Source organism: Flavobacterium sp. PL02, assembly GCF_035013205.1.
Lineage (GTDB): Bacteria > Bacteroidota > Bacteroidia > Flavobacteriales > Flavobacteriaceae > Flavobacterium.
This window is the reverse complement of record NZ_JAYGJP010000005.1, coordinates 202,608-225,682: the sequence shown is the minus strand read 5'-3', so window position 1 is coordinate 225,682 and position 23,075 is coordinate 202,608. Positions and strand designations below refer to the sequence as shown.

Here is a 23,075-nt window from a genome sequence, read left to right as displayed (position 1 = left end):
GCGGGACACGCCCATATTAGGCTAAAACTGTTGATTAGATAATAACTTCTGTTTATCTTCCTGTATAATTAGGACAGCCAAAGCATTTTACACTTAAGTTAAATTGGTACGTTAGTAAAACTTCATAAACGCCTCCTGTTCTACCCATACTTGATGTATTTAAATCGTAGGAAAGCCCTAATTTTAGGTTTTGATATTGCAATCCTGTAAAAAGGTTTATTGAGGTAAGTAACTCTCTGTTTATTCCGTTTTTTGATGGATTGGTAACTGCTGTTGCTCCAAAAAATATTTTTTCGAACTGGATTGATGTTCCTAAATCAAATCGATTGTAGTGTCCTTGTTGCATATAATTTGAGGTTATAAGCAATTTGGTTTCATACGGTAAGAATAACACATCGACATAATCTGCCAGAAGGAATTCGTAACCTGAACTTAGTGAGAAAAAGGTATCCAAAGGCACATTTCCGTTTGCTGCAAAGGAAATATTAGGTCTGTTAAGGTGTTTCATCGATAAACCAATCCAAAGGCTTTCGGTATTAAAAACCATTCCTGCCGAGAAATCGAAAAAACTGACTTTGTCATTTTTTAACATCGGATCTATCGAACTTGAATTTATAACTCCTGTTCTTATATTAATTTGATCTTCGAGCAATAAGTTTTGAAATGCAAATGACTTTAATCCGAAACCAGCTTCGATGGCTGGTCTAAAATACCAAGTATCATTTAGCTTTACTCTATAAGCATAATTGGCATTTATTTGCGTGTAATTATACTTGGTTAGATTCTCTCTTTGGTTTAAAACACTTATACCATAACCGCTATTAATATTTTCGTTCCAAGTATTTACAAACGCATAATCGGTATCTATTTTTAAATCCAGATCTGGCCATTGTTCGCGGTGAACGATTCCTGCATATGTTGTTTCCATAAATCCAGAAAAACCTGGATTTAATGTTTCTGGAATTAAAAAGTATTGTGTAAAAATTGGGTCTTGTGCTCTCGTTTCTGAAAAAAAGCAACAGGTAATAATTATTGTAATATATAGTTTTAATCTCATTGTAATCTGTTGCTTTTATTTAAGTAATGTGAATGCTCCTTTTTCGGTTACGGTATGATTGTAAAAGGTTTTTGCAGTGATTTTAAAATAATAGTTTCCGTTTTCGGCTGGATGATTTTTAATTTGTCCGTTCCATCCACTAATATTTTTTCCTGTTTCGGAATATACAATTCCTCCCCAGGTATCATAAACATCGAGTGTGATGTTTTCAAGACCTAAAAATACGGGTGCAAACGTGTCGTTATAACCGTCATTATTTGGTGTAAAAGCATTTGGCATTACTAAACTATATCCTTTTTCGACTACTATTGTAGATGTGTAACTATATTGGCAACCAAACGGATATGTTACAGTTTGTTTTATGGTATAGGTTCCTTCTCTGGTATAGATATGTTTTGGATTTTCTTCGTTTGAAAAATTTCCATCACCAAAATCCCAAGATATGTTTGTAAAATCGCCTGTTGCTAAGTTTGTAAATAAAATTGGATCGTAAATAGAATATAAATCATAAACATCTTTAGCAAATGAACCTGTAGAATAATTGGCTATTCCTAAAACTGGTTTATTAACATTATATGGGAAATTTGCTGTACAACCAAAACTATCGGTGACACTAAATATAATTAAACCATTATTTTCGGTATTCATAATCTCATTATTAGGTCCAGAAACAACTCCATCGGACCAGCTTAAAGTATAAGGTGGAATCCCTCCTTTTACGTGTCCTACATAAGTTTGATGTACATATTTAGTATTACAATCAAAATCTGTTAGGACTTCTATTGTTGGCGTAAGTTGGTCGAATCGGGTAATTTTCCATTCTTCAGATTTTTTACAACCATTAGCATCTGTAACAGTAACTGCATAAGTACCTGGTGGAAGTTTTGTCAGGTCTTCCGTTTTTGCTCCATTAGACCAAGTGTAGGTAAATGGTGGTAGTCCTCCTGTTACAACTAAGTTGATTTCTCCCGTGTTTGCATCAACACAATCTAATGGGTTCGAAACATCGGCTCTTATTTCTAACAACAATGGCTCTATTATAATAAAGGTTTCTTTTATTACACAGGCTTTACCATCAGTAATTGTTACGCTATATTTTCCTGGGCCTATGTTATTACGTTCAATTCCTGCTGTAGAGTTATCATCCCAAACTAAAGAAACTGGTGCTTTTCCTCCTACAAGGTTTAGTCGGATATGACCATCATTTGCACCAAAACAAGAAACGTTCTTTACATCTGGGTTTATAGTAAATACTGGTGCATTATCTATAACTATAGGAAACACTTTTGGACAACCTAATGCATCTGTAATTGTAATGATATAGGTTCCTGCTGACAAGTTATTTTGTACTAAACCTGTTCCTAAATTGCTCCATTTTATGATATATGGATCTCCTGTTGTAAACGGAACTCCTCCTGTAATACTATTAATGGTAATAGATGCATTAGCATAATTATAACATGCAATTTCAGTTTTACTATAATTTAAACGTATTTCGTCGTTCTGAAGTAATACTACTTGCAATTTATCGATACAATTAGAATTATCTGTAACGGTCAAATCATAAGTACCTGCTGCAAGATTTTTTAAATTCTGAAGATTACTTCTAAATCCGTTTGGTCCTGTCCAGCTATATCGGTAATTAAAAACTCCTGGAGATGTTTCGGTAAATCGACCTCCTGTTGTACTTACATTAATTTCACCTGTATAATATCCGTAACATAAAATATCAACTTGACTCTCCAATTTTACCTTTAATAATGGCGGTTCGATGATTTCATAACTTCCTGTAAGTATATTACAATTATTAACTTCAGTTATTGTAACTCCATAAACTCCAGGTCCTAGATTATTAGGGCTTCCTGTAGTTGCTGTGTAAGGATTTCCGTCTTTTGTCCATACATATGTATATGGCTGTGTTCCTCCTGATGTTGATAGATAAATACTTCCGTTATTAGATCCGAAACAAGTTATATCGTTTTTACTTCCTGAAAATTGAAATAATCCTGGCTCACTAACATAATACGTCTTTGTAAATGGGCAATTGCCATTATCAATAACTCTTAAAGTATACCCTCCGGGTTTTAAATTAGCAATATCTTTATCGGTACTTGCAAATCCATTAGGACCTGTCCATGAAAAAGTATAAGGGGTTGCTGTTACAAAAGGAATTCCTCCTGTTACATTTATTGTAATAGAAGCATCATTTGCTCCAAAACAAGTACTGTTTTTTGTTGTTTCGATTACCTTTATTAATGGATCTACTGTTACTGTAATCGTAAAATTAGGTCCAGGACACACCTTTGATATTGGCGATACAGTGTAGGTTACTGTAGCAGGATTGGCGGTATTATTTATTAAATACTGACTAATATTTGTTCTTGGAGAAAATTCTGCACTTGCACCTGTTACTGCTCCTGCAGGAGAAACTACTGGCGTTGACCATACATAAGTTGTTCCTGCTGGCACATTATCTATTCCGTTAGTAACTGGCGTAACCTGAAAATTATTACCGCTACATATTTTTACTGTTTTATCTTTTATAACTGGTGAAAGAACCAGATCTACAGAAAAAGGGGCTGTTTTTGTTGTAGTTCCACAACTATTACTAACACTAAAAGTAGCTACATAGTTACCACTAACTGTATAATTTATTGGTCCTGGATTGAGTAATGTAGATGTGGAAGGTGTTCCTCCTGGAAAGCTCCATAGATACGTAATTTCCGAACTTGGTGAGCAAGTTTCTTCTACTGTTCCTACTGGGTTAATTGTTGCAGAATTACAAAAATCTGAAATTGGTTTTAGGGTTGTAACTGGCGGCTTTTTTACTGGAATTGCTTTTATAATCTCTCGCACTATTCCGCAAGAATTTCTAGTTGTTAACCTTACGTAATAAGTTCCCGGCATTGTAAAGTTAAAAACAGGATCCTTTGATGAGGAATAAGTTCCATTCGCAAAATTCCATTGTCCTCTTCCTAATCCTGGTACTGATTCTTTACCACAATATCCTTCGTAATAATTAGTAACATCCCAATAATAACTTTCGGTTCCGCAGCTAAAACTTGTGTCTGTGGTATTCGTCATCTGAATATTGGTTGAAGCACACGCATTACCAAAAGTAAAGTCTGGCTGCAATACAGGCTCAACACATATTGTTCTTGTTGTCTCCATGCCAACTCCGCAAGGCGTTGTTGCATTCAGCTTGATTGTGTAGGTTCCTGGTGTTGAATATACATGATAAGGATTAACTTCTCTAGAAGTAGTTCCGTCTCCAAAATCCCATGTGTAAACATTAACTGTGCTACAATTATTGGTATATCCCGCATAAGTATAATTGCTAAAACTAACAGCTGAATTAACACATGCTATGCTTTGTACGCTAAAATTTGGTTGGGGTACGTCTAATATTTTTATTGGCCCTGCCTTAAGATCTGTGGTTCCACAAGATGTCATTATTGTTAAGCTAACTGTGCTTCCGTTTGTATCACAATTTGCTCTTGTATATTTATGTGGTATAGGAAAATTTCGAGAAGCCTCTGGATTTGCTGCATTATAATATGGAGAACTTTCTAATTGTCCTTGCGAATAAGTATCGTTTGTTCCGTCGCCATAGTTAACATAATATTGAGTATCTGAAGGATTGAGTCCCCATGAACCAATTGCAAATGGCATTGGATCAACAGGAATACATAAATTGATTGTATTACCCGGAGCTATAAGTGCTCCGATTGGGTTATTGGAATTTTTAACTACGTAGGTAATAGAATTGCTACAACTATTATTACCTATTGCAGTTATTACCATATTAAAAGAACCTAATTTCTGGTACTCATGTGTTTTAGGAAAAACAACGTTAGTTTCGGAGTTACCATCACCCCAATCTACGTTATAAGATGTAATACATCCTATAGAAGCCGAATTATTTGCAACGCTAATACTATATTTAGGATTTGAGTTATTGTCTCCACATCGTTCAAAAGGTTTTAGTGAACCTGGTGCATTTGCATTCCCAAATTTTAAATCTGGTTTTTGCTTTACCGAAATAACTTTTGTTACTGTATTAGAGTCTCCATTAGCATCTGTAACGGTTAAGCTTACGCTAAAGTTCTGAAATGCACAACCAACTGCATTAAATAAGTGACTTGGATTACTAATGGTAGAAGTGCTTCCGTCTCCAAAATCCCATTTATAGGTATAAGGAGCATTACCGCTTACAACTGGATTAAATGTTACTGGAGTTCCTGAACAAGTTCCGTCATTGGTAAAATTAAAATCGACATTGGGTGGTAAAACTAGACTTTTGTAATCTTTATTGGTGGAAAAATTACTTTTATCGGTTGTACTAAAACCATAAACTGAACTTGTGATTATAAAAAAAAAATGTAGGTGTAATAAGTAAAGTTTCCCCATATGGTGTAAATCAAATTTTTAAGGTCGCAAAAGTAGGTGCGTTTTTCTTGGAATCAAAATTAACACTAGTAATAATCTCTTCTTTTTTTAATTTTTAAAATGAAAAATATTCAAAATATTAGCATTATTTCTTATAATTCTGAACATCAATAGGATTTCTTTTTTTAAAGTATAATTTCATTTTATTATAAAAACTATCTTTTTTGTACGCAAACCACTTGCGCAGTAAAATCATTAAGCTTATTTTTATCACAAAAGTTGATTTGCGTGAGGGATAGAGGCGATATCCTTTTGTGAAGTGGAACGGAACAAAAGATAAAGCCGAAAGCCCGACCCGCTTTTTCAGCGGGACACGCCCAAATAATTATTGACCAAATTAATCTCACAAAGAAGCAAGGACACAAAGTTTTATATTTAAAGCCACAGATTAAAATGATCAAAAAAAATCTGCTTAAATCTGTAAAATCTGCGTGAAACAAAAAAAACTTTGCGCCTTCGCGACAAAAAAACACATAGTATGTCACAAAACAAAAATGCGTTAATTCGCTATAAAACAATCGATAAGTGTCTGCAGAATCAATACAGAACCTGGACTCTTGATGATTTAATCGAAGCGTGTTCGGATGCTTTATTTGAATATGAAGGCCGCGAAAACCGTATAAGTAAGCGTACGATACAAATGGATATTCAGCTTATGCGAAGTGAGAAATTAGGATACAATGCTCCTATTGTCGTTTATGATAAGAAGTTTTATAAGTATGATGAGGAAGATTTCTCGATTACTGATATTCCGCTAACGGAAACGGATATGAATGTTTTGACTGAAACGGTATCGATGCTAAAACAGTTTAAGGATTTTTCTTTGTTTAGCGATGTCTCGGATATTTTGCAGCGTTTGGAAGATAAAATCTATTCGGAGAAATCGCATACTAATTCGGTTATTTATCTGGATAAAAACGAGAACTTGAAAGGTTTGCATTATCTGGACGAAATTTATCAGGCTATTGTCAAGAAGATTGTTCTGGTTATTACTTATAAATCTTTTAAATCGAAAGAGGAACAAAAATTCAATTTCCATCCTTTTATTTTAAAGGAGTTTAATAATCGTTGGTTTTTAATTGGGAAGAAAAAAGATTCTCAGCCTATTACCAATTTGGCTCTTGACAGAATCACCAATATCGATTTTGATTTTAACCTACCTTATATAGAGGAAAATTTTGATGCCGAAGAATTTTATAAAGATGTGGTTGGGGTTACTGTAAACCAAGGTATGAATGCAAGAAAAATAGAACTTTGGATTGATAAAGAAAATGCGCCTTATGTTTTGACAAAGCCTTTTCATGCTTCGCAAAAACTAGAAAAAGAAAATGAAGACGGAAGTATTATTATTACGCTAAAACTTAAAACTAATTATGAATTTGAGCGTTTGCTTTTAGGTTTTGGTGACGGATTGGAAGTTATTAGCCCCAATGGATTGCGATTGAGAATAAAAGATAAACTTAGGAAAGCTTTACTTAAATATGAGGATTGATTATTCTTGTTTTTAAATCGAAGAATTATCTTTCAATAGCAATAATCTAAATTCCTAATTTACTGGCCTGATGTGGTTTTTAGAATATTGGAATAATAAAAATTTCAAAAAAAACATTATATTTCATTCAAAAAAGAACTTAACAGACTCTATTTCAGAGCAAATTTTTAATTAACAAAAAAATATTTTTAGAAATACTATGCGTGCATAATATTTTTTTATTATATTTGAAATCGATATAGTTGCCAACAAGACGAATTCGATTTTAATTAATGTATAAGATATTATCTAAGTATTTCACATTAAAATTAAATAATCAAATACAATCTACCAAATGAAAGAAAAAACTATAGATTATATTTTACGAGCAACATGGCAAGCTGTATCAAGGATGTACAATGAGGAGGCTGCAAAATATGATGCGACAATGGCAACTGGTTTTGCGTTATTGAGTATCGATAAAGAGGAAGGCACTCCATCGACGGCATTGGGTCCCAGAATGGGAATGGAAGCTACTAGCTTAACCAGAACGCTTAAATCTATGGAAGACAAAGGATTGATTGTTCGCAAGAAAAATCCAACCGATGGACGAGGGGTTTTGATTTATCTAACTGATTTTGGAAAAGAAAAAAGAGACTTATCTAAAAATACTGTCTTGAAGTTTAATGAAACAGTTAGAAATCACGTTTCTGAAGAAAAATTAAAACATTTTATTGAGGTGGCAGAAATCATAAATGAATTAATACAAGATAAAAATATATTTAATCAAACAGAAAAAATAGAAAATGAAACGCACAATTAAAAAAGTTGCCGTAATTGGATCCGGAATTATGGGTTCAGGAATAGCTTGTCATTTTGCTAACATTGGTGTGGAAGTTTTACTCCTAGACATCATTCCCCGTGAGTTAACAGAGGCCGAAACTAAAAAAGGCTTAACTCTGGAAAGCAAAGTAGTAAGAAATAGAGTTGTAAACGAACATCTTGCTAACTCATTAAAATCTAAACCCTCTCCTATTTACAGTCAGAAATTCGCAAACAGAATTACGACTGGAAATACGACTGATGATATGGCAAAAATTGCCAATGTTGATTGGATTATAGAAGTTGTTGTAGAACGTCTTGATATTAAAAAACTAGTTTTTGAACAAATCGAGAAATTCCGTAAACCAGGAACTTTAGTAACATCTAACACATCTGGTATTCCGATTCATTTTATGAGCGAAGGAAGAAGCGAAGATTTCCAACAACACTTCTGCGGAACTCACTTTTTTAACCCTGCGCGTTACTTAAAATTATTTGAAATTATTCCTGGTCCAAAAACCTCAACTGAAGTATTGGATTTCTTAAACGAATACGGATCTAAATTTTTAGGAAAAACTTCGGTTGTTGCTAAAGATACTCCAGCATTTATAGGAAACAGAATTGGTATTTACGGTATCCAAAGTTTATTCCACTTAGTTAAAGAAATGGGATTAACTATCGAAGAAGTTGATAAATTGACTGGTCCAGTAATTGGTCGTCCAAAATCGGCTACTTTCCGTACTGTCGATGTAGTTGGTTTGGATACTTTGGTGCACGTTGCCAACGGTATTTATGAAAACTGCCCAACAGATGAGCAACACGAATTGTTTAAACTTCCTGATTTCATCACAAAAATGATGGAGAATAATTGGTTAGGAAGCAAAACAGGACAAGGTTTCTACAAAAAAGAAGGTAGAGATATCCTTACTCTTGACTTAGATACTCTGGAATATCGTGCTGCTAAAAAAGCAAATTTTGCTACGCTTGAGCTAACTAAAACTATCGATAAACCTATCAACCGTTTTAAAGTTCTTGTAAAAGGAAAAGACAAAGCTGGAGAATTTTACCGTAAGAGTTTCGCTGGAATGTTTGCTTATGTATCAAACAGAATTCCTGAAATCTCAGACGAATTATATAAAATTGACGATGCTATGAAAGCTGGTTTCGGATGGGAAAATGGTCCTTTCGAAATTTGGGATGCTATTGGTGTCGAAAACGGAATCGAAATCATGAAAGCAGAAGGTTTAGCTCCTGCTGCATGGGTAAACGATATGTTGGCATCAGGAAGCAAAAGCTTCTACTCTGTAAAAGAAGGTGCTACTTATTTTTACAATATTCCAACAAAATCACAAACTAAAGTTCCTGGACAAGATTCATTTATTATCCTGAACAACATTCGCGAAAGCAAAAAAGTTTGGAGCAATAGTGGAGCAATTATCCAAGATCTTGGAGATGGAATTTTAAACTTAGAATTCCAATCTAAAATGAATACTATTGGTGGCGATGTACTTCAGGCTATCAATAAAGCAATCGACTTATCTGAAAAAGAATATCAAGGTTTAGTTATTGGTAACCAAGCAGCGAATTTCTCTGTTGGAGCTAATATCGGAATGATCTTCATGATGGCTGTTGAGCAAGAATATGATGAGTTAAACATGGCTATCAAAATGTTCCAGGACACTATGATGCGTGTTCGTTACTCAGGAATTCCTGTTGTTGTAGCACCTCACGGAATGACTTTTGGTGGTGGATGCGAAATGAGCTTACATGCTGATAAAGTTGTAGCTGCTGCAGAAACGTATATGGGATTGGTTGAGTTTGGTGTTGGTGTACTTCCTGGTGGTGGTGGATCTAAAGAAATGGCTTTAAGAGCTTCTGATTTATTCCGTAAAAACGATGTGGAATTAAATGTTCTTCAAGAATATTTCTTAACTATTGCTATGGCAAAAGTATCGACTTCTGGTTATGAAGCTTTTGACACTGGACTTTTACAACATGGTAAAGATATTATTGTAGTAAACAAAGACCGTCAGATTGCTGAAGCTAAAAAACATGCGTTGTTAATGGCTGAAGCTGGTTATACACAACCTCTCAGAAGAACTGATGTTAAGGTTCTTGGTAAACAAGCATTAGGAATGTTCTTAGTAGGAACAGATCAAATGGAAGCTGGTAAATACATCTCTGAGCACGATAAGAAAATTGCTAACAAACTTGCTTACGTAATGGCTGGTGGTGATTTATCTGAAGCTACTTTAGTATCTGAGCAATATTTATTAGATATCGAACGTGAAGCTTTCTTATCTCTTTGTACTGAGAGAAAAACATTAGAAAGAATTCAATATATGTTAACTAAAGGAAAACCACTTCGTAATTAGAGAATAGATACAAGAAACAAGAAGCAAGATTTCAAAACAGAGTTTTGTCTTTTTTCTTGCCTCTAGCCTCTTTCTTCTATACTCTTAAAAAAACAAAAACAAATGAAAACAGCATATATAGTAAAAGCATACCGTACTGCGGTAGGAAAAGCACCAAAAGGAGTTTTTAGATTTAAAAGACCTGATGAATTAGCAGCAGAAACCATTCAGTATATGATGGCTGAACTACCTGATTTTGACAAAAAACGTATTGATGATGTTATGGTAGGAAATGCCATGCCAGAAGCTGAACAAGGTTTGAACGTTGGTCGTTTAATCTCTCTTATGGGATTAAAAGTAGAAGATGTTCCTGGTGTAACTGTAAACCGTTACTGTGCATCTGGACTTGAAACTATCGGAATGGCAACTGCTAAAATCCAATCGGGAATGGCAGATTGTATCATCGCTGGTGGTGCCGAAAGTATGAGTTTTATTCCGATGGGAGGTTACAAACCAACTCCGGATTATAAACTTGCTGCCGAAGGTCATGAAGATTATTACTGGGGAATGGGTTTAACTGCTGAAGCGGTTGCCAACCAATACAAAATCTCTAGAGAAGACCAAGATGAGTTTGCTTATAACTCTCACATTAAAGCATTGAAAGCGCAAGCTGAAGGTAAATTTGACAAACAAATCGTTCCGATTACTGTTGAGCAAACTTTTATCAATGAAAATGGTAAAAAAGAAACTAAATCATACGTTGTAAATAAAGATGAAGGTCCACGTGCTGGAACGTCTAAAGAAGCTTTAGCTGGTTTAAGACCTGTTTTTGCTGCTGACGGAAGTGTAACTGCAGGTAACTCTTCTCAAATGAGTGATGGTGCTGCTTTTGTTTTAATCATGAGCGAGGATATGGTTAAAGAATTAAACCTTGAGCCAATTGCAAGATTAGTAAACTTTGCTTCATCTGGTGTTGAGCCAAGAATTATGGGTATCGGACCTGTAAAAGCAATTCCGAAAGCCTTAAAACAAGCAGGATTACAATTAAAAGATATTGATTTAGTAGAGCTAAACGAGGCTTTCGCTTCTCAATCATTAGCAGTTGTTCGCGAATTAGGTTTAAACCCTGATATCGTAAACGTAAACGGTGGTGCAATTGCTTTAGGTCACCCTCTGGGTTGTACTGGTGCAAAACTTTCTGTTCAATTATTCGACGAAATGAAACGCAGAGGTAGTAAATACGGAATCGTTTCTATGTGTGTAGGAACTGGACAAGGTAGCGCTGGGATTTACGAGGTTCTTTAAGAAGAGAATAGAGCAAAGAAGCAAGAGGAAAGAAGTTTTTTTGAGAAGTAAGAAGTAAGAGTGAAGATTCTTTAAAGTAATAAAAAACCTACTTTTTAAATTCATAGTTTCTTATCTTGGCTCAAAAAACATGAGACATAATTTTAAGAATTTGAAAATTTGGATTTTAGCAATGAATATTACAAATGATATTTATAAACTAACATTAACTTTTCCAAAATTCGAGATCTATAGCTTGACAAGTCAGATGAATAGATGCTCCGTTTCAATGCCATCTAATATTGCAGAAGGCTCAAACAGAGGAAATAAACATTTTCAACATTATTTGAATATTAGTTTAGGATCTTCATTTGAATTACAAACACAATTATTGATAGCATGTCAAAACGACTATTTATCAAAAGAAAAAACTGAAGAAATAGAAAACAAAATAATTGAATTTCAAAAGATGACCACAGGTTTCATCAATAAGTTAGACAACAATCTTTCTTCTTGACTCTTGCATCTTAATTTTAAAAAAAATATATATATAGCCATGTCAGACAAAACAAGAGGAGGTCAATTCCTAGTAAAAGAAACAAAGTGCGAAGACATCTTTACACCAGAAGATTTTTCGGAAGAGCAATTAATGATGCGTGACTCTGTAAAAGAGTTTGTAGACAAAGAAATTTGGCCTAACAAAAATCGTTTCGAGAAAAAAGATTACGCATTTACAGAAGAAAGTATGCGTAAAGCTGGTGAACTTGGACTTTTAGGAGTTGCAGTTCCAGAAGAATACGGTGGATTAGGAATGGGATTTGTATCGACTATGTTAGTATGTGATTACATTTCGGGAGCTACAGGTTCATTCTCGACTGCTTTTGGTGCTCATACAGGTATCGGAACTATGCCTATTACTTTATATGGTACTGAAGAACAAAAGAAAAAATACGTTCCTAAATTAGCGTCAGGCGAATGGTTTGGAGCTTATTGCTTAACTGAGCCAGGAGCTGGATCTGATGCAAACTCAGGAAAAACTAAAGCAGTTTTATCTGAAGATGGAAAATACTACTCTATTACAGGACAAAAAATGTGGATTTCGAATGCAGGTTTCTGTAGCGTTTTCATCGTTTTTGCTCGTATTGGTGATGATAAAAATATTACAGGTTTCATCGTAGAAAATGATCCATCTAATGGAATTTCTATGAATGAAGAAGAGCATAAATTAGGAATCCGTGCTTCATCTACTCGTCAGGTTTTCTTCAACGATACTAAAGTTCCTGTTGAAAACATGCTATCTGAAAGAGGAAATGGTTTCAAGATTGCAATGAACGCATTAAACGTTGGTCGTATTAAACTTGCTGCTGCTTGTCTTGATGCTCAAAGAAGAGTAACTACTGGAGCTGTAAAATATGCTAACGAAAGAATCCAATTTAACACTGCGATTTCAAGTTTTGGTGCTATACGTTATAAATTAGCTGAAATGGCAACTAGTGCTTACGCTGGAGAAAGTGCTTCTTACCGTGCAGCAAAAGATATCGAAGATAGAATTATTGCTCGTGAAGCAGAAGGTTCTACACATCAAGAAGCTGAATTAAAAGGTGTTGAAGAATACGCTATTGAGTGTTCTATCCTTAAAGTTGCAGTTTCTGAAGATGTTCAGAATTGTGCTGACGAGGGAATTCAGATTTTTGGTGGAATGGGATTCTCTGAAGACACTCCAATGGAAAGTGCTTGGAGAGATGCTCGTATCGCTCGTATTTACGAAGGAACAAACGAAATCAACAGAATGCTTTCTGTAGGTATGTTAATCAAAAAAGCGATGAAAGGTCATGTTGATTTATTAGGACCTGCTATGAAGGTATCTGAAGAATTAATGGGTATTCCATCTTTTGACACTCCTGATTTCTCTGAATTATTTGCTGAAGAAAAAGGAATCGTTGCAAACCTGAAAAAAGTTTTCTTAATGGTTGCAGGAAGTGCTGTACAAAAATATGGCCCAGACTTAGATGCTCACCAACAATTATTAATGGCTGCATCTGATATCTTAATCGAAATCTATATGGCAGAAAGTACTATTCTTAGAACTGAGAAATTAGCCAAAAAAGAAGGAGAAGCTAAAGTACAAGAGCAAATCGCTATGGCAAAATTATACTTGTATAAAGCTGTAGATATTGTAACTCAAAAAGGAAAAGAAGGTATTATTTCTTTTGCTGAAGGAGATGAGCAACGTATGATGTTAATGGGATTACGTCGTTTTACAAAATACACTAATATGCCAAATGTAGTAGCACTTAGAGAAACGATTACTTCAAAATTAGTTGCAGAAAACGAATACTGCTTCTAAAATCAAAATAGTTTTTAGTCAATTTTAATTTGTTTAAACCGCACCTGTCCCGAAAACAGTGCGGTTTTTTTTATCATCACAAACAGTAGAAGCTCACAGTAGTGTCTACGTAAAAAAAGAGACGCACTGCTGTACGTCTCTACATTATCAACCTAATAACTCCTTAATTATTTTTTGCTACAGATTACAGGATTAAAATGATTAAAAAAATCAAGTACAGATTTTTCACAACTAACGATTAACCATTCACAATTAACTATTTGGTTTCATAATCAAATCATGGTCTCCTTCTGAACTTAGATTTAAAAAGCGTTCATATTCCCTCAAAACATCGGAGATGATTCCATCTTTACTCAAATATTGAATATCATATCCTTTACGATGATCTCCAAAATAAGTAATTGGCTGAAAAATGATTTCTAAATCCATATCCGGAGTATTTTTTTCTTTTAGTAATGTTTCAGAAACAGTTTGCCCCTGAGCCATAACACCATATTTAAAGTTTCGCAATTCATCATATTCTATTTCTAACTCAATAGCTTGTTGGGGCGAAGAAAAATAATTTATATGTGCTTCAATATTGTTTTTAGCCAATTCAATTACTAATTCTTCAAAAGCTTTTTTTACAGTTTCATTCAAAAACTTATGAATATCCTTCTTTTTAGAGACTGTCACAATCTTTTCTAGATGTTCCTTCCAGTTAGTATTGTTCCAATTTAAACTTCCATGTGAGTATTTTTTGGCGCTGTATTCACTATCTACAACTAATGCTTTCCACAAATTATAACATAATAGCAACATAATAATTCCGAAGGGTAAAGCGGTAATTAATGTCATTGTCTGAAGAGAAGCCAAACCACCAGAATGCAATAAACTCAAGGACAGTAGTGATAATAAAACGCCCCAAAAGATACTTTGCCATTTTGGTGAACTTACAGCTCCTTTTGATGCTATACCATTCATTATAAAAATCCCCGAATCTGCAGACGTGATAAAAAACACGCAAATAATCAGAATTGATAAAATATTCAAAAAGGTAGTGAACGGGAAATAAGTAAAGAAACTAAACAAAAGCGTGTCTGGATTTTTAGCAAATTCACTTAAAGCGCCATGTGCAATATGCTCATCGATCCATACGGCACTGCTCCCGAAAACAGTCATCCACAGAAAATTAAAAAAGGCCGGAATAAATAATACTGCCAAAATAAACTCTCGTATAGTTCTTCCTTTAGAGATTTTGGCAATAAACAATCCTACATAAGGTGCCCAGGAAATCCACCATGCCCAATACAAAATTGTCCACTTAGAAAACCATTCCTGACTTCCTTTCTCGTAAGCATAAGTATTAAAAGTTAACGATATAAAATGACTGATATAATGTCCTAAACCTTCAGTAAACGTACTTAGAATATAAATAGTTGGCCCGAAAACAAGTATAAACAACATTAATAAAACAGCCATAAGAATATTTAGTTCACTAAGTTTTTTAACGCCTTTCCCTAAACCTGAAATAGCCGAAGAAACAGCAATTATCATCACAACCAAAACAATAATGATTTGATAATTAAAACTAGATTCTGGAATTATATGAAGACTTACTAATCCAGCACTTAACTGCACTACACCGAAACCTAGAGTTGTCGCAATCCCGAAAAAAGTACTGCACAGACCAAAAACATCAACAATATTTCCAAACTTTCCGTGAATTCTACTTTTTAAAATCGGATAAAATCCACTACGGATTGCAAGAGGTAAATTGTGTCTATAAGCAAAATAAGCTAATGAGAGTCCTACTACACCATATATAGACCATGCGTGAAAACCCCAATGGAAAAAAGTATATAATTGTGCTTCTTTCGCTCTTAAATTTTCCGCCAAATTAGCATTGGCTGGCGTTGCGTAATGTGCCATAGTTTCACCTACTCCAAAATACATCAACCCAATTCCCATTCCGGCGGCAAAAAGCATTGCTATCCAGGAAAAGAAAGAATATTCAGGCTCAGAATCATCTGCTCCTAATTTGATTTTACCAAATTTACTAATGGCTAATGTCACTAAAAACAAAACAAAAATGGTTACCAACAATACATAAAGCCAACTTAGATTTTTAAATATTATGTCTTTTACAAAATTAAGTGCCTGCTCCGCATCTTTTGAAAAGAAAATGCAAAACAATGAAATTGCAATAATTATGGTTAAACTTGGTAATGCAACTGATTTTGTAAAATTGGTTTTAAAGACACTTGAGCTTGTAGATTTATTCATGGTAATTTTTTTTTTCACTGTTATTATCTAAAGTAAATCCAAATTTTAAATTCGGATTGAGGAAGTTTTTATAAGTATAACTTTGATAATTTGTATACAGAAGAATTGTAAATTTAAGGAAAAAGAAATAATTTCTCCCTTAAAACACTATAAAACTTCCTTTGCAAAGCAAAAACTGTAACAAATAAGCCTAATACTGTGTATCTATTTGATTAATATTTTGTTTGAAATGTTCTATATTTAGCATTCAAAAACCTATTAAAAACTAAAAATTCTTAAAAAATGAAAAGATTAAAACCGATTATTTTCTTTTTCTTGTGCTGTTTTACCACAAACTCTTTTGCACAATCAGGAAAAAAAATTGACGTTATTGCTTATTATACAGGTGATAACAAACTTATTGATCAATATGATGTAAGCAAACTTACTCACATAATCTTTAGTTTCTGTCACCTAAAAGACGGAAAACTAAGCGTAGATACTCCCAAAGATTCTCTTTCAATAAAACACTTAGTTGGATTAAAAAAAACTCATCCTAAACTTAAAATCATGCTTTCATTAGGAGGTTGGGCAGGATGCGAGCCTTGTTCTGAAGTTTTCTCGACTGCACAAGGGAGAAATGTTTTTGCTAAATCGGTAAAAGAAATAAATGATTATTTTAAAACTGATGGTTTAGATTTAGACTGGGAATATCCAGCGATTGAAGGTCTTCCTGGACATTTATATCAGGCTGCAGACAAACCAAACTTTACTGAACTTGTAAAAGCATTACGTACAAGTTTAGGTAAAAAACATGAACTTAGTTTTGCTGCCGGAGGTTTCCAAAAATTCTTAGATGAATCTATAGAGTGGAAAATTGTTATGCCATTAGTAGATCGCGTAAACATAATGAGTTATGATTTAGTAAACGGATATGCAACTGTAACTGGTCATCATGCTCCTTTATATGGCGGAACTCCAGACGCTCAATCTACAGATAGAGCCGTGTCTTATTTATTAAAACTAGGAATTCCAGCTAATAAATTAGTAATTGGTGGTGCTTTTTATACTAGAATATGGAAAGATGTTGCTAATGTAAATAATGGTTTATACCAACCGGGAGTACATATCGAAGGCGTACCTTTTAGAAACTATGCAACTACTTTTACAGAAGCTAATGGATGGAAATATTTCTGGGACAATAAAGCAAAAGCAGGTTATTGGTATAATGAAAAGGAACAAAAATTTGCAACTGGAGATGATATTCCTTCAATAAAAGAAAAAACAGAATATGCTGTATCTAAGAAATTAGGCGGAATCATGTTTTGGGAATTACCTTTAGATACTTTCAAAGACGGAATGGTTGATGCCATTTATGAAGTAAAAACTAAAAAGTAAGAATACTATAAAATAAAAATGCGTTAACAATTTCATGAATTGTTAACGCACTTTTTTTGGACTAAAATTACCCTTTTTAGTTCACTTTAGATTTTTCAATTTCTCCAATGAAAGGAATAGAATCCAAAATTTGGCTACGAATCGCAGTTTGTAAATAAACCTCTAATTGTATAAATTTAGCTGCATTAATAGCTCCTATTGCCTTTTTGGCCTTAGTATATGTTTTATCATATAATTTTTCATACCCAAGATTACTTTTTAATGTTCCTTTTGCTAATTCATCCGCTTTTGCATCAGTAAGAGTAGCATAATTTGTAGCATAATCATCAACTACCTTAATTATATTTTGCCCCAAAACTTTACGTTCTACTTCATAATCATCATATATTTTTTGAAAGGCTGCAGTTTGTTCATCCGACAAATTCATATATTGCTTTACAAGATCTGATTTTGATTTTCCGTAAATACTCTGAATAACATCTACATCTTCTTTTGCCAAAGACTGAGCAAAAGAATTTGCTGAAACTACCAATAACAATGCGATAAGGAACTTTTTCATAATTTAAGATTTAAAATTTATAATAATTATTTGATTTATTGCGAATTAGCTTTATTACATCACAAGGTTTTAGGTTCAAAAAAATATTGAATGCAAAAATAAAAGCATGATTAATTTATTTTTTCACGAAACGCATCATTGCAATATCACCTGAAATAAAATTCAACGTTTTACCATCATCGGTAACATCGTAAGAAGTTATTTTTTGCAAAGTGGTCATAAAAACCTGCTCTCCTTGATTATCCTGACACATCATTTTGGTAGTAGCTAATCCATCTCTAAAATTAATACTATAACCATCTACATTTAATTTTCCTGTAAAAGAGTTGCAGCTATTATTTCCAGATACTCTATTTTCTTTTGTATCAAAAGTTATCGTTGGTTTTTTATTAGGATACAAACCATCAAAGGCAATTCTAGGTCCTGTTACGTAATTTAACTCCCAAGTACCATTAAGTTTTGATGTAGAATCTGTTGTTGTAGTTTTATTTTGAGCAGAATTACATGAAAATAAAACAATCCCAAATGCAGCGAACATTGCTATTTTTTTTATCATAATTTAAAGTTTTAAGTTTTATAAACAATTATCAATGAATAAGTTTAGCATTATTTACTATTAAATACACATACACGAATTTAAGCAATATTTCATCTCCTTTTGTAAATTTAAACTTATTTTTCATTTAATACAGAAACGTATTTTAACTTTCAGATCATTTTCATTCAATAATTTTAAACTAACTTTACTTTAGATTTAAACAAAAACACATAATTATGAAAAAAATAATTCTATCTCTTGTAGTAATTGCTGCAGTTATTATTGGATGTAAAACCAAAAATAATACTGATGATTCTAAGAAATTAACCATCGCACTAGAACCTAAAAGTAACAGTTCGGTATCTGGTACAGCAACTTTCGTAGAGAAAAAAGGAGAAGTAACTTTCGTAGCAAAAATCAGTGGTTTAAAACCAGGAGTTCATGCAATACACATTCATGAAAAATCAGATTGTTCGGCTGCCGATGGAACTTCTGCTGGAGGACACTGGAACCCAACATTTAAAAAACATGGAAAATGGGGTGTTGGAGAATATCACAAAGGAGATATCGGAAACTTTACTGCAGATGATAAAGGAAACGGTACAATTACACTAACAACAAACGAATGGTGTATTGGTTGTGGAGATCCAAGTAAAGATATTTTAGGAAAAGGATTAATTGTACACCAAGATCCAGACGATTTTACAACTCAACCTACAGGAAATGCAGGGGCGAGAGTAGCTTGCTCAGCAATTATAAAATAATTATATAGATTTTAAAAAACCATTTTATTCACAAAGTTAAATGGTTTTTTTATTTTAATCAATCACCAAATCATAAAAAAAAGATAGCTTTGTAGCTTCAAATTAAAGTAATGATTAACCCTTCGGCAACAGGTTGGATAGATAAATTTTTTAGTGAACAAAAGTTCCCAGAACAAGTAGTAACTGAAACTAGCAATTCCTTTTATCAAAAAGTCAGAGCGACAGGATTTATTTATGGACACATAATAACAATAGAAACTCCTGTTCCTATTAAAATAAAAGGCTGGTTTAAAACCGAAATTTCCAAAGTAGCTTTATTAAATACTTTATACGGGATTTATTCTCTTACCAAAAACGACAATAATTCGGAACGTTTTATTAAAGAAGCATTAGCTTTCTATAATCAGATGAATCCTGAAGGTTTTAACCTCTTCAAGATATTACTCCCAAAAAGTAGTGATTCTCTAACATTAGAGAATATAATCGATGAACGAGTTCAGACTAATGATAGTATTATTAGCAAAAACTTCTCTCATTTAGTTACAAATGCGCTCCTATTCATAGATGTTTTAGCATTTCGCCAATATTTAATTCATGGATCAATTCCAGAAAAATATCTCAAGAAAATAGAAGAAACTGTAATGAGTATTGTAGCATTGGCTTTAAAAACCAAAACCAATAAATCTCAATACGATGATTTATTGATTAAACTTTTTGAGGCATCAATACGCTACAGCAAATTTTCGAAGGTTACGGTTGGAACTTTAGAAACATTACAATTACATCATTTTTCCAACGAATTAGAAAGATATTATTTAATAGATATGGCCGGAATGGCTCTGTGGAGCGATGGCGTTGTAGAAAATGAAGAAGCTTATTTTTTACATACATTAGCCCATATTTTAAATGTATCTGATGATTTTGTTTCCGAAAGTATCAAAAGTACCGATGCTTTTATCAACGAGCATAAAAAAGAAATTCCATATTTTAATTACTCCAATCCTGTCAAACATTTTTATGATCAAATGACTATGGGAGTTATTACACTTATAAAGCGTAATAAAAACAGGTTAATTAAGGAAATTATCCAAAGTAAAGAATTAATGCTTCTTCTGGCCTATTCTACCCGTAGAGATTTAGATGCTAGTGAAAAGAAGAAAGTAAAAAAACAATTATTGGATATTTGTAAAACGATTCCATCACTAACAATATTCTTACTCCCGGGCGGAAGTTTGTTATTACCAATATTAATTAAGTTCATCCCTACTCTATTGCCATCGGCATTTAATGAGAACTTAGATGAAAACGAATAAAAAAAATCGCCCTTTTGAGGCGATTTTTTTATTTTATAGATTACTCAGTTGATAAACTTCATCAAGCTCATCATTTGAACTAATATTCACATTTAGATCTGTTACAAATCCTGAGTTTAAACCGTAAACCCAACCGTGTAACATTAAGTCTTGTCCATTTTTCCAAGCTCCTTGTACAATCGAAGTTTTTGCTAAATTATAAACTTGCTCTTTAGCATTTACCTCAACAAAGGCATTAAAACGCTCCGTTTCATTTTCAATTGAGTTTAAGTATTTGTCATGTAAACGGTACTCATCTTTAATATGACGAATCCAGTTATCAATAATCCCTACAGATTGGTTACCCATTGCAGCTTTTACACCACCACAACCATAATGTCCACAAACAATTACGTGCTTAACTTTTAAAACATTTACTGCATAATCTAAAACACTTAACATGTTCATATCTGAGTGAACAACCATGTTAGCAATGTTTCTGTGTACAAAAACTTCTCCTGGTTTTGCACCAATAATTTCGTTTGCTGGAACACGACTATCAGAACAACCTATCCACAATAATGGTGGAGTTTGCCCTTTCGCTAAATCTGCGAAAAAATTAGGATCTTTAGCTAACGAATCTTCAACCCACTTTTTATTATTATCTAATATTTGTTTATAAAACTCTTTCATTTTTTTTTTAATTTTTGTTGCTGAGTAATTAAGCATTTAGAGGACTCCAAAAAGCCTCTCGTAAAGTTACTTATTTTTAATCCTCAATAAACACTTCACTACAGCTTTATTTAACCAACTTATTTAAAACTTCTCTTTTTCTGTTCTTTTAACCATAGCTCTTTTTGCAACATCATAATAATGTTCTATAGATACATGGTTCGGTAAATCTGGAGTATTTTCTAGCTCGTAAGCTTTCTTAAATCCTTTAAGTTTTACCTTAATGTTTTGATCAACTGCTCTGGTTTCTTTAAACTCTTTTATCAGATCTAGAATATCATGTGCAATATACACCGTGTCATGTGCATTGATAATTACTTTTGAATTTTCTGGAACAGAGTTTAAAGTAAGCTTGATAGCCGCTTTATTCAAGAAAGAAACTTCCTGAGCAAGATCGATATGGATTACATCTCCATCTTCATATTCTTCTTTTTTGAAACTGTAAGCTCTTTTTAAGTTTCCTCTTAAAACGAAAATTACACTAATTACAATTCCAATTGCAACACCTTTAAGTAAATCTGTCGCTACAACAAATACTAAAGTTGCAACAAATGGTACGAATTGATATTTTCCTTTTTCCCAGAAATGAATAAAAGTTGCAGGCTTAGCTAGTTTATAACCTACTAATATTAATATAGTAGCCAAAGTAGCCAATGGAATTTTATTTAATATTACCGGAATTGCCAATACACTTATCAATAATAAAACACCATGGATAATTGCAGACATTTTTGATTTTGCTCCAGCATTATTATTTGCCGAAGATCTTACAACAACTGATGTCATTGGTAAACCTCCTAAAAGAGAACTTACAATGTTTCCAATTCCTTGTGCTTTAAGCTCAACATTGGTATTTGTATATCTTTTTTGTGCATCCATTCTGTCTGCAGCTTCGATACACAATAATGTCTCGATAGAAGCTACAATTGCAATTGTTAAACCTACAACCCAAACCTGAGGATTTGTTATTCCTGCAAAATTAGGAGTTACAATAATTGCTTTAAATTCATCAAATGAAGTTGGGATTGGCAATGACACTAAGTGTTCGCTACCAATAGCCAATGAACTTCCTGTAGAAACAAAAATTTCATTTATAATTATTCCCGAAATTACAGCTATAAGCGCACCAGGAATTAATTTAAGTTTTTTCAAGAAAGGAACTTTATCCCAAGCAATTAATATAACAAAAGAGATTAGAGTAATAATAACTGCACCCATATGAATATGGTTGAAGATTTCAAACAAAGATGAAATTGAGTTATTTCCATCACTTTGAACAAACGCCTGATCTCCCTCAAAATCAGCATCATATCCAAATGCATGCGGCAATTGTTTCAGAATAATAATAATTCCGATACCTGCTAGCATACCTTCGATAACATTGGTAGGAAAGTAATTAGATATACTTCCTGCTTTTAAGAAACCTAACCCCAACTGGATCAATCCAGCAATAAAAACTGCGGTTAAGAAGACATCAAAAGCTCCTAAATCGGTAATTGCTGTAAGGATAATTGCTGTTAAACCAGCTGCTGGTCCAGATACACTAATGTGTGACTGACTCAAATATCCTACAACTATTCCTCCAATAATTCCTGAAATAATTCCAGAAAACAATGGTGCTCCTGAAGCCATTGCAATACCTAAACACAACGGGAGAGCCACCAAAAAAACTACTAACCCTGAAGCAAAATCTGACTTAAGGTTAGCAAAAAGATTTACTTTTCTTTTCATAATACAATAGTAAAAAGTTCATAAAAGGCCTAC

16 protein-coding genes are annotated in these 23,075 nt (G+C 33.3%); 9 read left to right on the top strand and 7 right to left on the bottom strand.

Annotated elements, in window-relative coordinates:
* Nucleotides 1–52 precede the first annotated feature (52 nt).
* Nucleotides 53–1,057: a PorP/SprF family type IX secretion system membrane protein gene (locus SHI72_RS16075; protein WP_039113949.1), complete on the bottom strand. Its 1,005-nt coding sequence runs from the start codon at nt 1,055–1,057 to the stop codon at nt 53–55.
* Nucleotides 1,058–1,072: 15 nt separating this feature from the next.
* Nucleotides 1,073–5,467, bottom strand: a complete 4,395-nt coding sequence (locus tag SHI72_RS16070) for a PKD domain-containing protein (protein ID WP_323490664.1) — start codon at nt 5,465–5,467, stop codon at nt 1,073–1,075.
* 517 nt (nt 5,468–5,984) lie between these two features.
* On the opposite strand from SHI72_RS16070, the gene SHI72_RS16065 reads away from it, so the two are divergent.
* From SHI72_RS16065 to SHI72_RS16040, 6 genes are all read left to right on the top strand, one after another.
* Nucleotides 5,985–6,998: a helix-turn-helix transcriptional regulator gene (locus SHI72_RS16065; protein WP_086894815.1), complete on the top strand. Its 1,014-nt coding sequence runs from the start codon at nt 5,985–5,987 to the stop codon at nt 6,996–6,998.
* A gap of 334 nt (nt 6,999–7,332) precedes the next feature.
* Complete coding sequence (locus tag SHI72_RS16060) at nt 7,333–7,800, top strand: MarR family winged helix-turn-helix transcriptional regulator (protein WP_039113946.1); 468 nt, start codon at nt 7,333–7,335, stop codon at nt 7,798–7,800.
* Complete coding sequence (locus SHI72_RS16055; protein WP_323490663.1) at nt 7,784–10,174, top strand: 3-hydroxyacyl-CoA dehydrogenase/enoyl-CoA hydratase family protein; 2,391 nt, start codon at nt 7,784–7,786, stop codon at nt 10,172–10,174. The genes SHI72_RS16060 and SHI72_RS16055 overlap by 17 nt, the downstream gene beginning before the upstream one ends.
* Before the next feature lie 102 nt (nt 10,175–10,276).
* Nucleotides 10,277–11,458 (top strand): acetyl-CoA C-acyltransferase, encoded by a 1,182-nt coding sequence (locus SHI72_RS16050; protein WP_039118976.1) that lies wholly within the window; start codon nt 10,277–10,279, stop codon nt 11,456–11,458.
* 130 nt (nt 11,459–11,588) lie between these two features.
* Nucleotides 11,589–11,954, top strand: a complete 366-nt coding sequence (locus SHI72_RS16045) for a four helix bundle protein (RefSeq protein ID WP_039113942.1) — start codon at nt 11,589–11,591, stop codon at nt 11,952–11,954.
* A 39-nt stretch (nt 11,955–11,993) separates the two neighbouring features.
* The gene (locus SHI72_RS16040) at nt 11,994–13,784 is read left to right on the top strand and encodes an acyl-CoA dehydrogenase family protein (RefSeq protein ID WP_039113940.1); all 1,791 of its coding nucleotides are present in this window, start codon (nt 11,994–11,996) and stop codon (nt 13,782–13,784) included.
* Nucleotides 13,785–14,036: 252 nt separating this feature from the next.
* Here SHI72_RS16040 and SHI72_RS16035 read toward each other — a convergent pair whose 3' ends face one another.
* A complete protein-coding gene (locus SHI72_RS16035) occupies nt 14,037–16,049 on the bottom strand; it encodes a BCCT family transporter (protein WP_323490662.1) in 2,013 nt (670 codons plus the stop codon).
* A 282-nt stretch (nt 16,050–16,331) separates the two neighbouring features.
* On the opposite strand from SHI72_RS16035, the gene SHI72_RS16030 reads away from it, so the two are divergent.
* Nucleotides 16,332–17,426, top strand: a complete 1,095-nt coding sequence (locus SHI72_RS16030) for a glycoside hydrolase family 18 protein (RefSeq protein ID WP_323490661.1) — start codon at nt 16,332–16,334, stop codon at nt 17,424–17,426.
* A gap of 76 nt (nt 17,427–17,502) precedes the next feature.
* On the opposite strand, the gene SHI72_RS16025 is transcribed toward SHI72_RS16030, so the two are convergent.
* On the bottom strand, nt 17,503–17,985 hold the full coding sequence (locus SHI72_RS16025; protein ID WP_039113937.1) for a hypothetical protein: 483 nt from the start codon (nt 17,983–17,985) through the stop codon (nt 17,503–17,505).
* Nucleotides 17,986–18,100: 115 nt separating this feature from the next.
* Nucleotides 18,101–18,541: an META domain-containing protein gene (locus tag SHI72_RS16020; RefSeq protein ID WP_039113936.1), complete on the bottom strand. Its 441-nt coding sequence runs from the start codon at nt 18,539–18,541 to the stop codon at nt 18,101–18,103.
* Nucleotides 18,542–18,759: 218 nt separating this feature from the next.
* Between SHI72_RS16020 and SHI72_RS16015 the strand changes: the two genes are divergently transcribed.
* Together SHI72_RS16015 and SHI72_RS16010 are read left to right on the top strand one after the other, a co-directional pair.
* Nucleotides 18,760–19,287, top strand: coding sequence for a superoxide dismutase family protein (locus SHI72_RS16015; protein ID WP_086894821.1), 528 nt, complete (start codon nt 18,760–18,762; stop codon nt 19,285–19,287).
* A gap of 110 nt (nt 19,288–19,397) precedes the next feature.
* Nucleotides 19,398–20,600 (top strand): LETM1-related biofilm-associated protein, encoded by a 1,203-nt coding sequence (locus tag SHI72_RS16010; protein ID WP_039113934.1) that lies wholly within the window; start codon nt 19,398–19,400, stop codon nt 20,598–20,600.
* Between the two features lie 33 nt (nt 20,601–20,633).
* On the opposite strand, the gene can is transcribed toward SHI72_RS16010, so the two are convergent.
* Complete coding sequence (gene can, locus SHI72_RS16005; RefSeq protein ID WP_039113994.1) at nt 20,634–21,272, bottom strand: carbonate dehydratase; 639 nt, start codon at nt 21,270–21,272, stop codon at nt 20,634–20,636.
* 123 nt (nt 21,273–21,395) lie between these two features.
* Nucleotides 21,396–23,042, bottom strand: a complete 1,647-nt coding sequence (locus SHI72_RS16000) for a SulP family inorganic anion transporter (RefSeq protein ID WP_039113932.1) — start codon at nt 23,040–23,042, stop codon at nt 21,396–21,398.
* Between the last annotated feature and the right edge of the window lie 33 nt (nt 23,043–23,075).

Excerpts from the sequence above, each read along its gene's own strand:
- SHI72_RS16075 (WP_039113949.1), bottom strand. The coding sequence starts at position 1,057 with ATGAGATTAAAACTATATATTACAATAATTATTACCTGTTGCTTTTTT.
- SHI72_RS16070 (WP_323490664.1), bottom strand. The coding sequence starts at position 5,467 with ATGGGGAAACTTTACTTATTACACCTACATTTTTTTTTTATAATCACA.
- SHI72_RS16065 (WP_086894815.1), top strand. The coding sequence starts at position 5,985 with ATGTCACAAAACAAAAATGCGTTAATTCGCTATAAAACAATCGATAAG.
- SHI72_RS16060 (WP_039113946.1), top strand. The coding sequence starts at position 7,333 with ATGAAAGAAAAAACTATAGATTATATTTTACGAGCAACATGGCAAGCT.
- SHI72_RS16055 (WP_323490663.1), top strand. The coding sequence starts at position 7,784 with ATGAAACGCACAATTAAAAAAGTTGCCGTAATTGGATCCGGAATTATG.
- SHI72_RS16050 (WP_039118976.1), top strand. The coding sequence starts at position 10,277 with ATGAAAACAGCATATATAGTAAAAGCATACCGTACTGCGGTAGGAAAA.
- SHI72_RS16045 (WP_039113942.1), top strand. The coding sequence starts at position 11,589 with ATGAGACATAATTTTAAGAATTTGAAAATTTGGATTTTAGCAATGAAT.
- SHI72_RS16040 (WP_039113940.1), top strand. The coding sequence starts at position 11,994 with ATGTCAGACAAAACAAGAGGAGGTCAATTCCTAGTAAAAGAAACAAAG.
- SHI72_RS16035 (WP_323490662.1), bottom strand. The coding sequence starts at position 16,049 with ATGAATAAATCTACAAGCTCAAGTGTCTTTAAAACCAATTTTACAAAA.
- SHI72_RS16030 (WP_323490661.1), top strand. The coding sequence starts at position 16,332 with ATGAAAAGATTAAAACCGATTATTTTCTTTTTCTTGTGCTGTTTTACC.
- SHI72_RS16025 (WP_039113937.1), bottom strand. The coding sequence starts at position 17,985 with ATGAAAAAGTTCCTTATCGCATTGTTATTGGTAGTTTCAGCAAATTCT.
- SHI72_RS16020 (WP_039113936.1), bottom strand. The coding sequence starts at position 18,541 with ATGATAAAAAAAATAGCAATGTTCGCTGCATTTGGGATTGTTTTATTT.
- SHI72_RS16015 (WP_086894821.1), top strand. The coding sequence starts at position 18,760 with ATGAAAAAAATAATTCTATCTCTTGTAGTAATTGCTGCAGTTATTATT.
- SHI72_RS16010 (WP_039113934.1), top strand. The coding sequence starts at position 19,398 with ATGATTAACCCTTCGGCAACAGGTTGGATAGATAAATTTTTTAGTGAA.
- can (WP_039113994.1), bottom strand. The coding sequence starts at position 21,272 with ATGAAAGAGTTTTATAAACAAATATTAGATAATAATAAAAAGTGGGTT.
- SHI72_RS16000 (WP_039113932.1), bottom strand. The coding sequence starts at position 23,042 with ATGAAAAGAAAAGTAAATCTTTTTGCTAACCTTAAGTCAGATTTTGCT.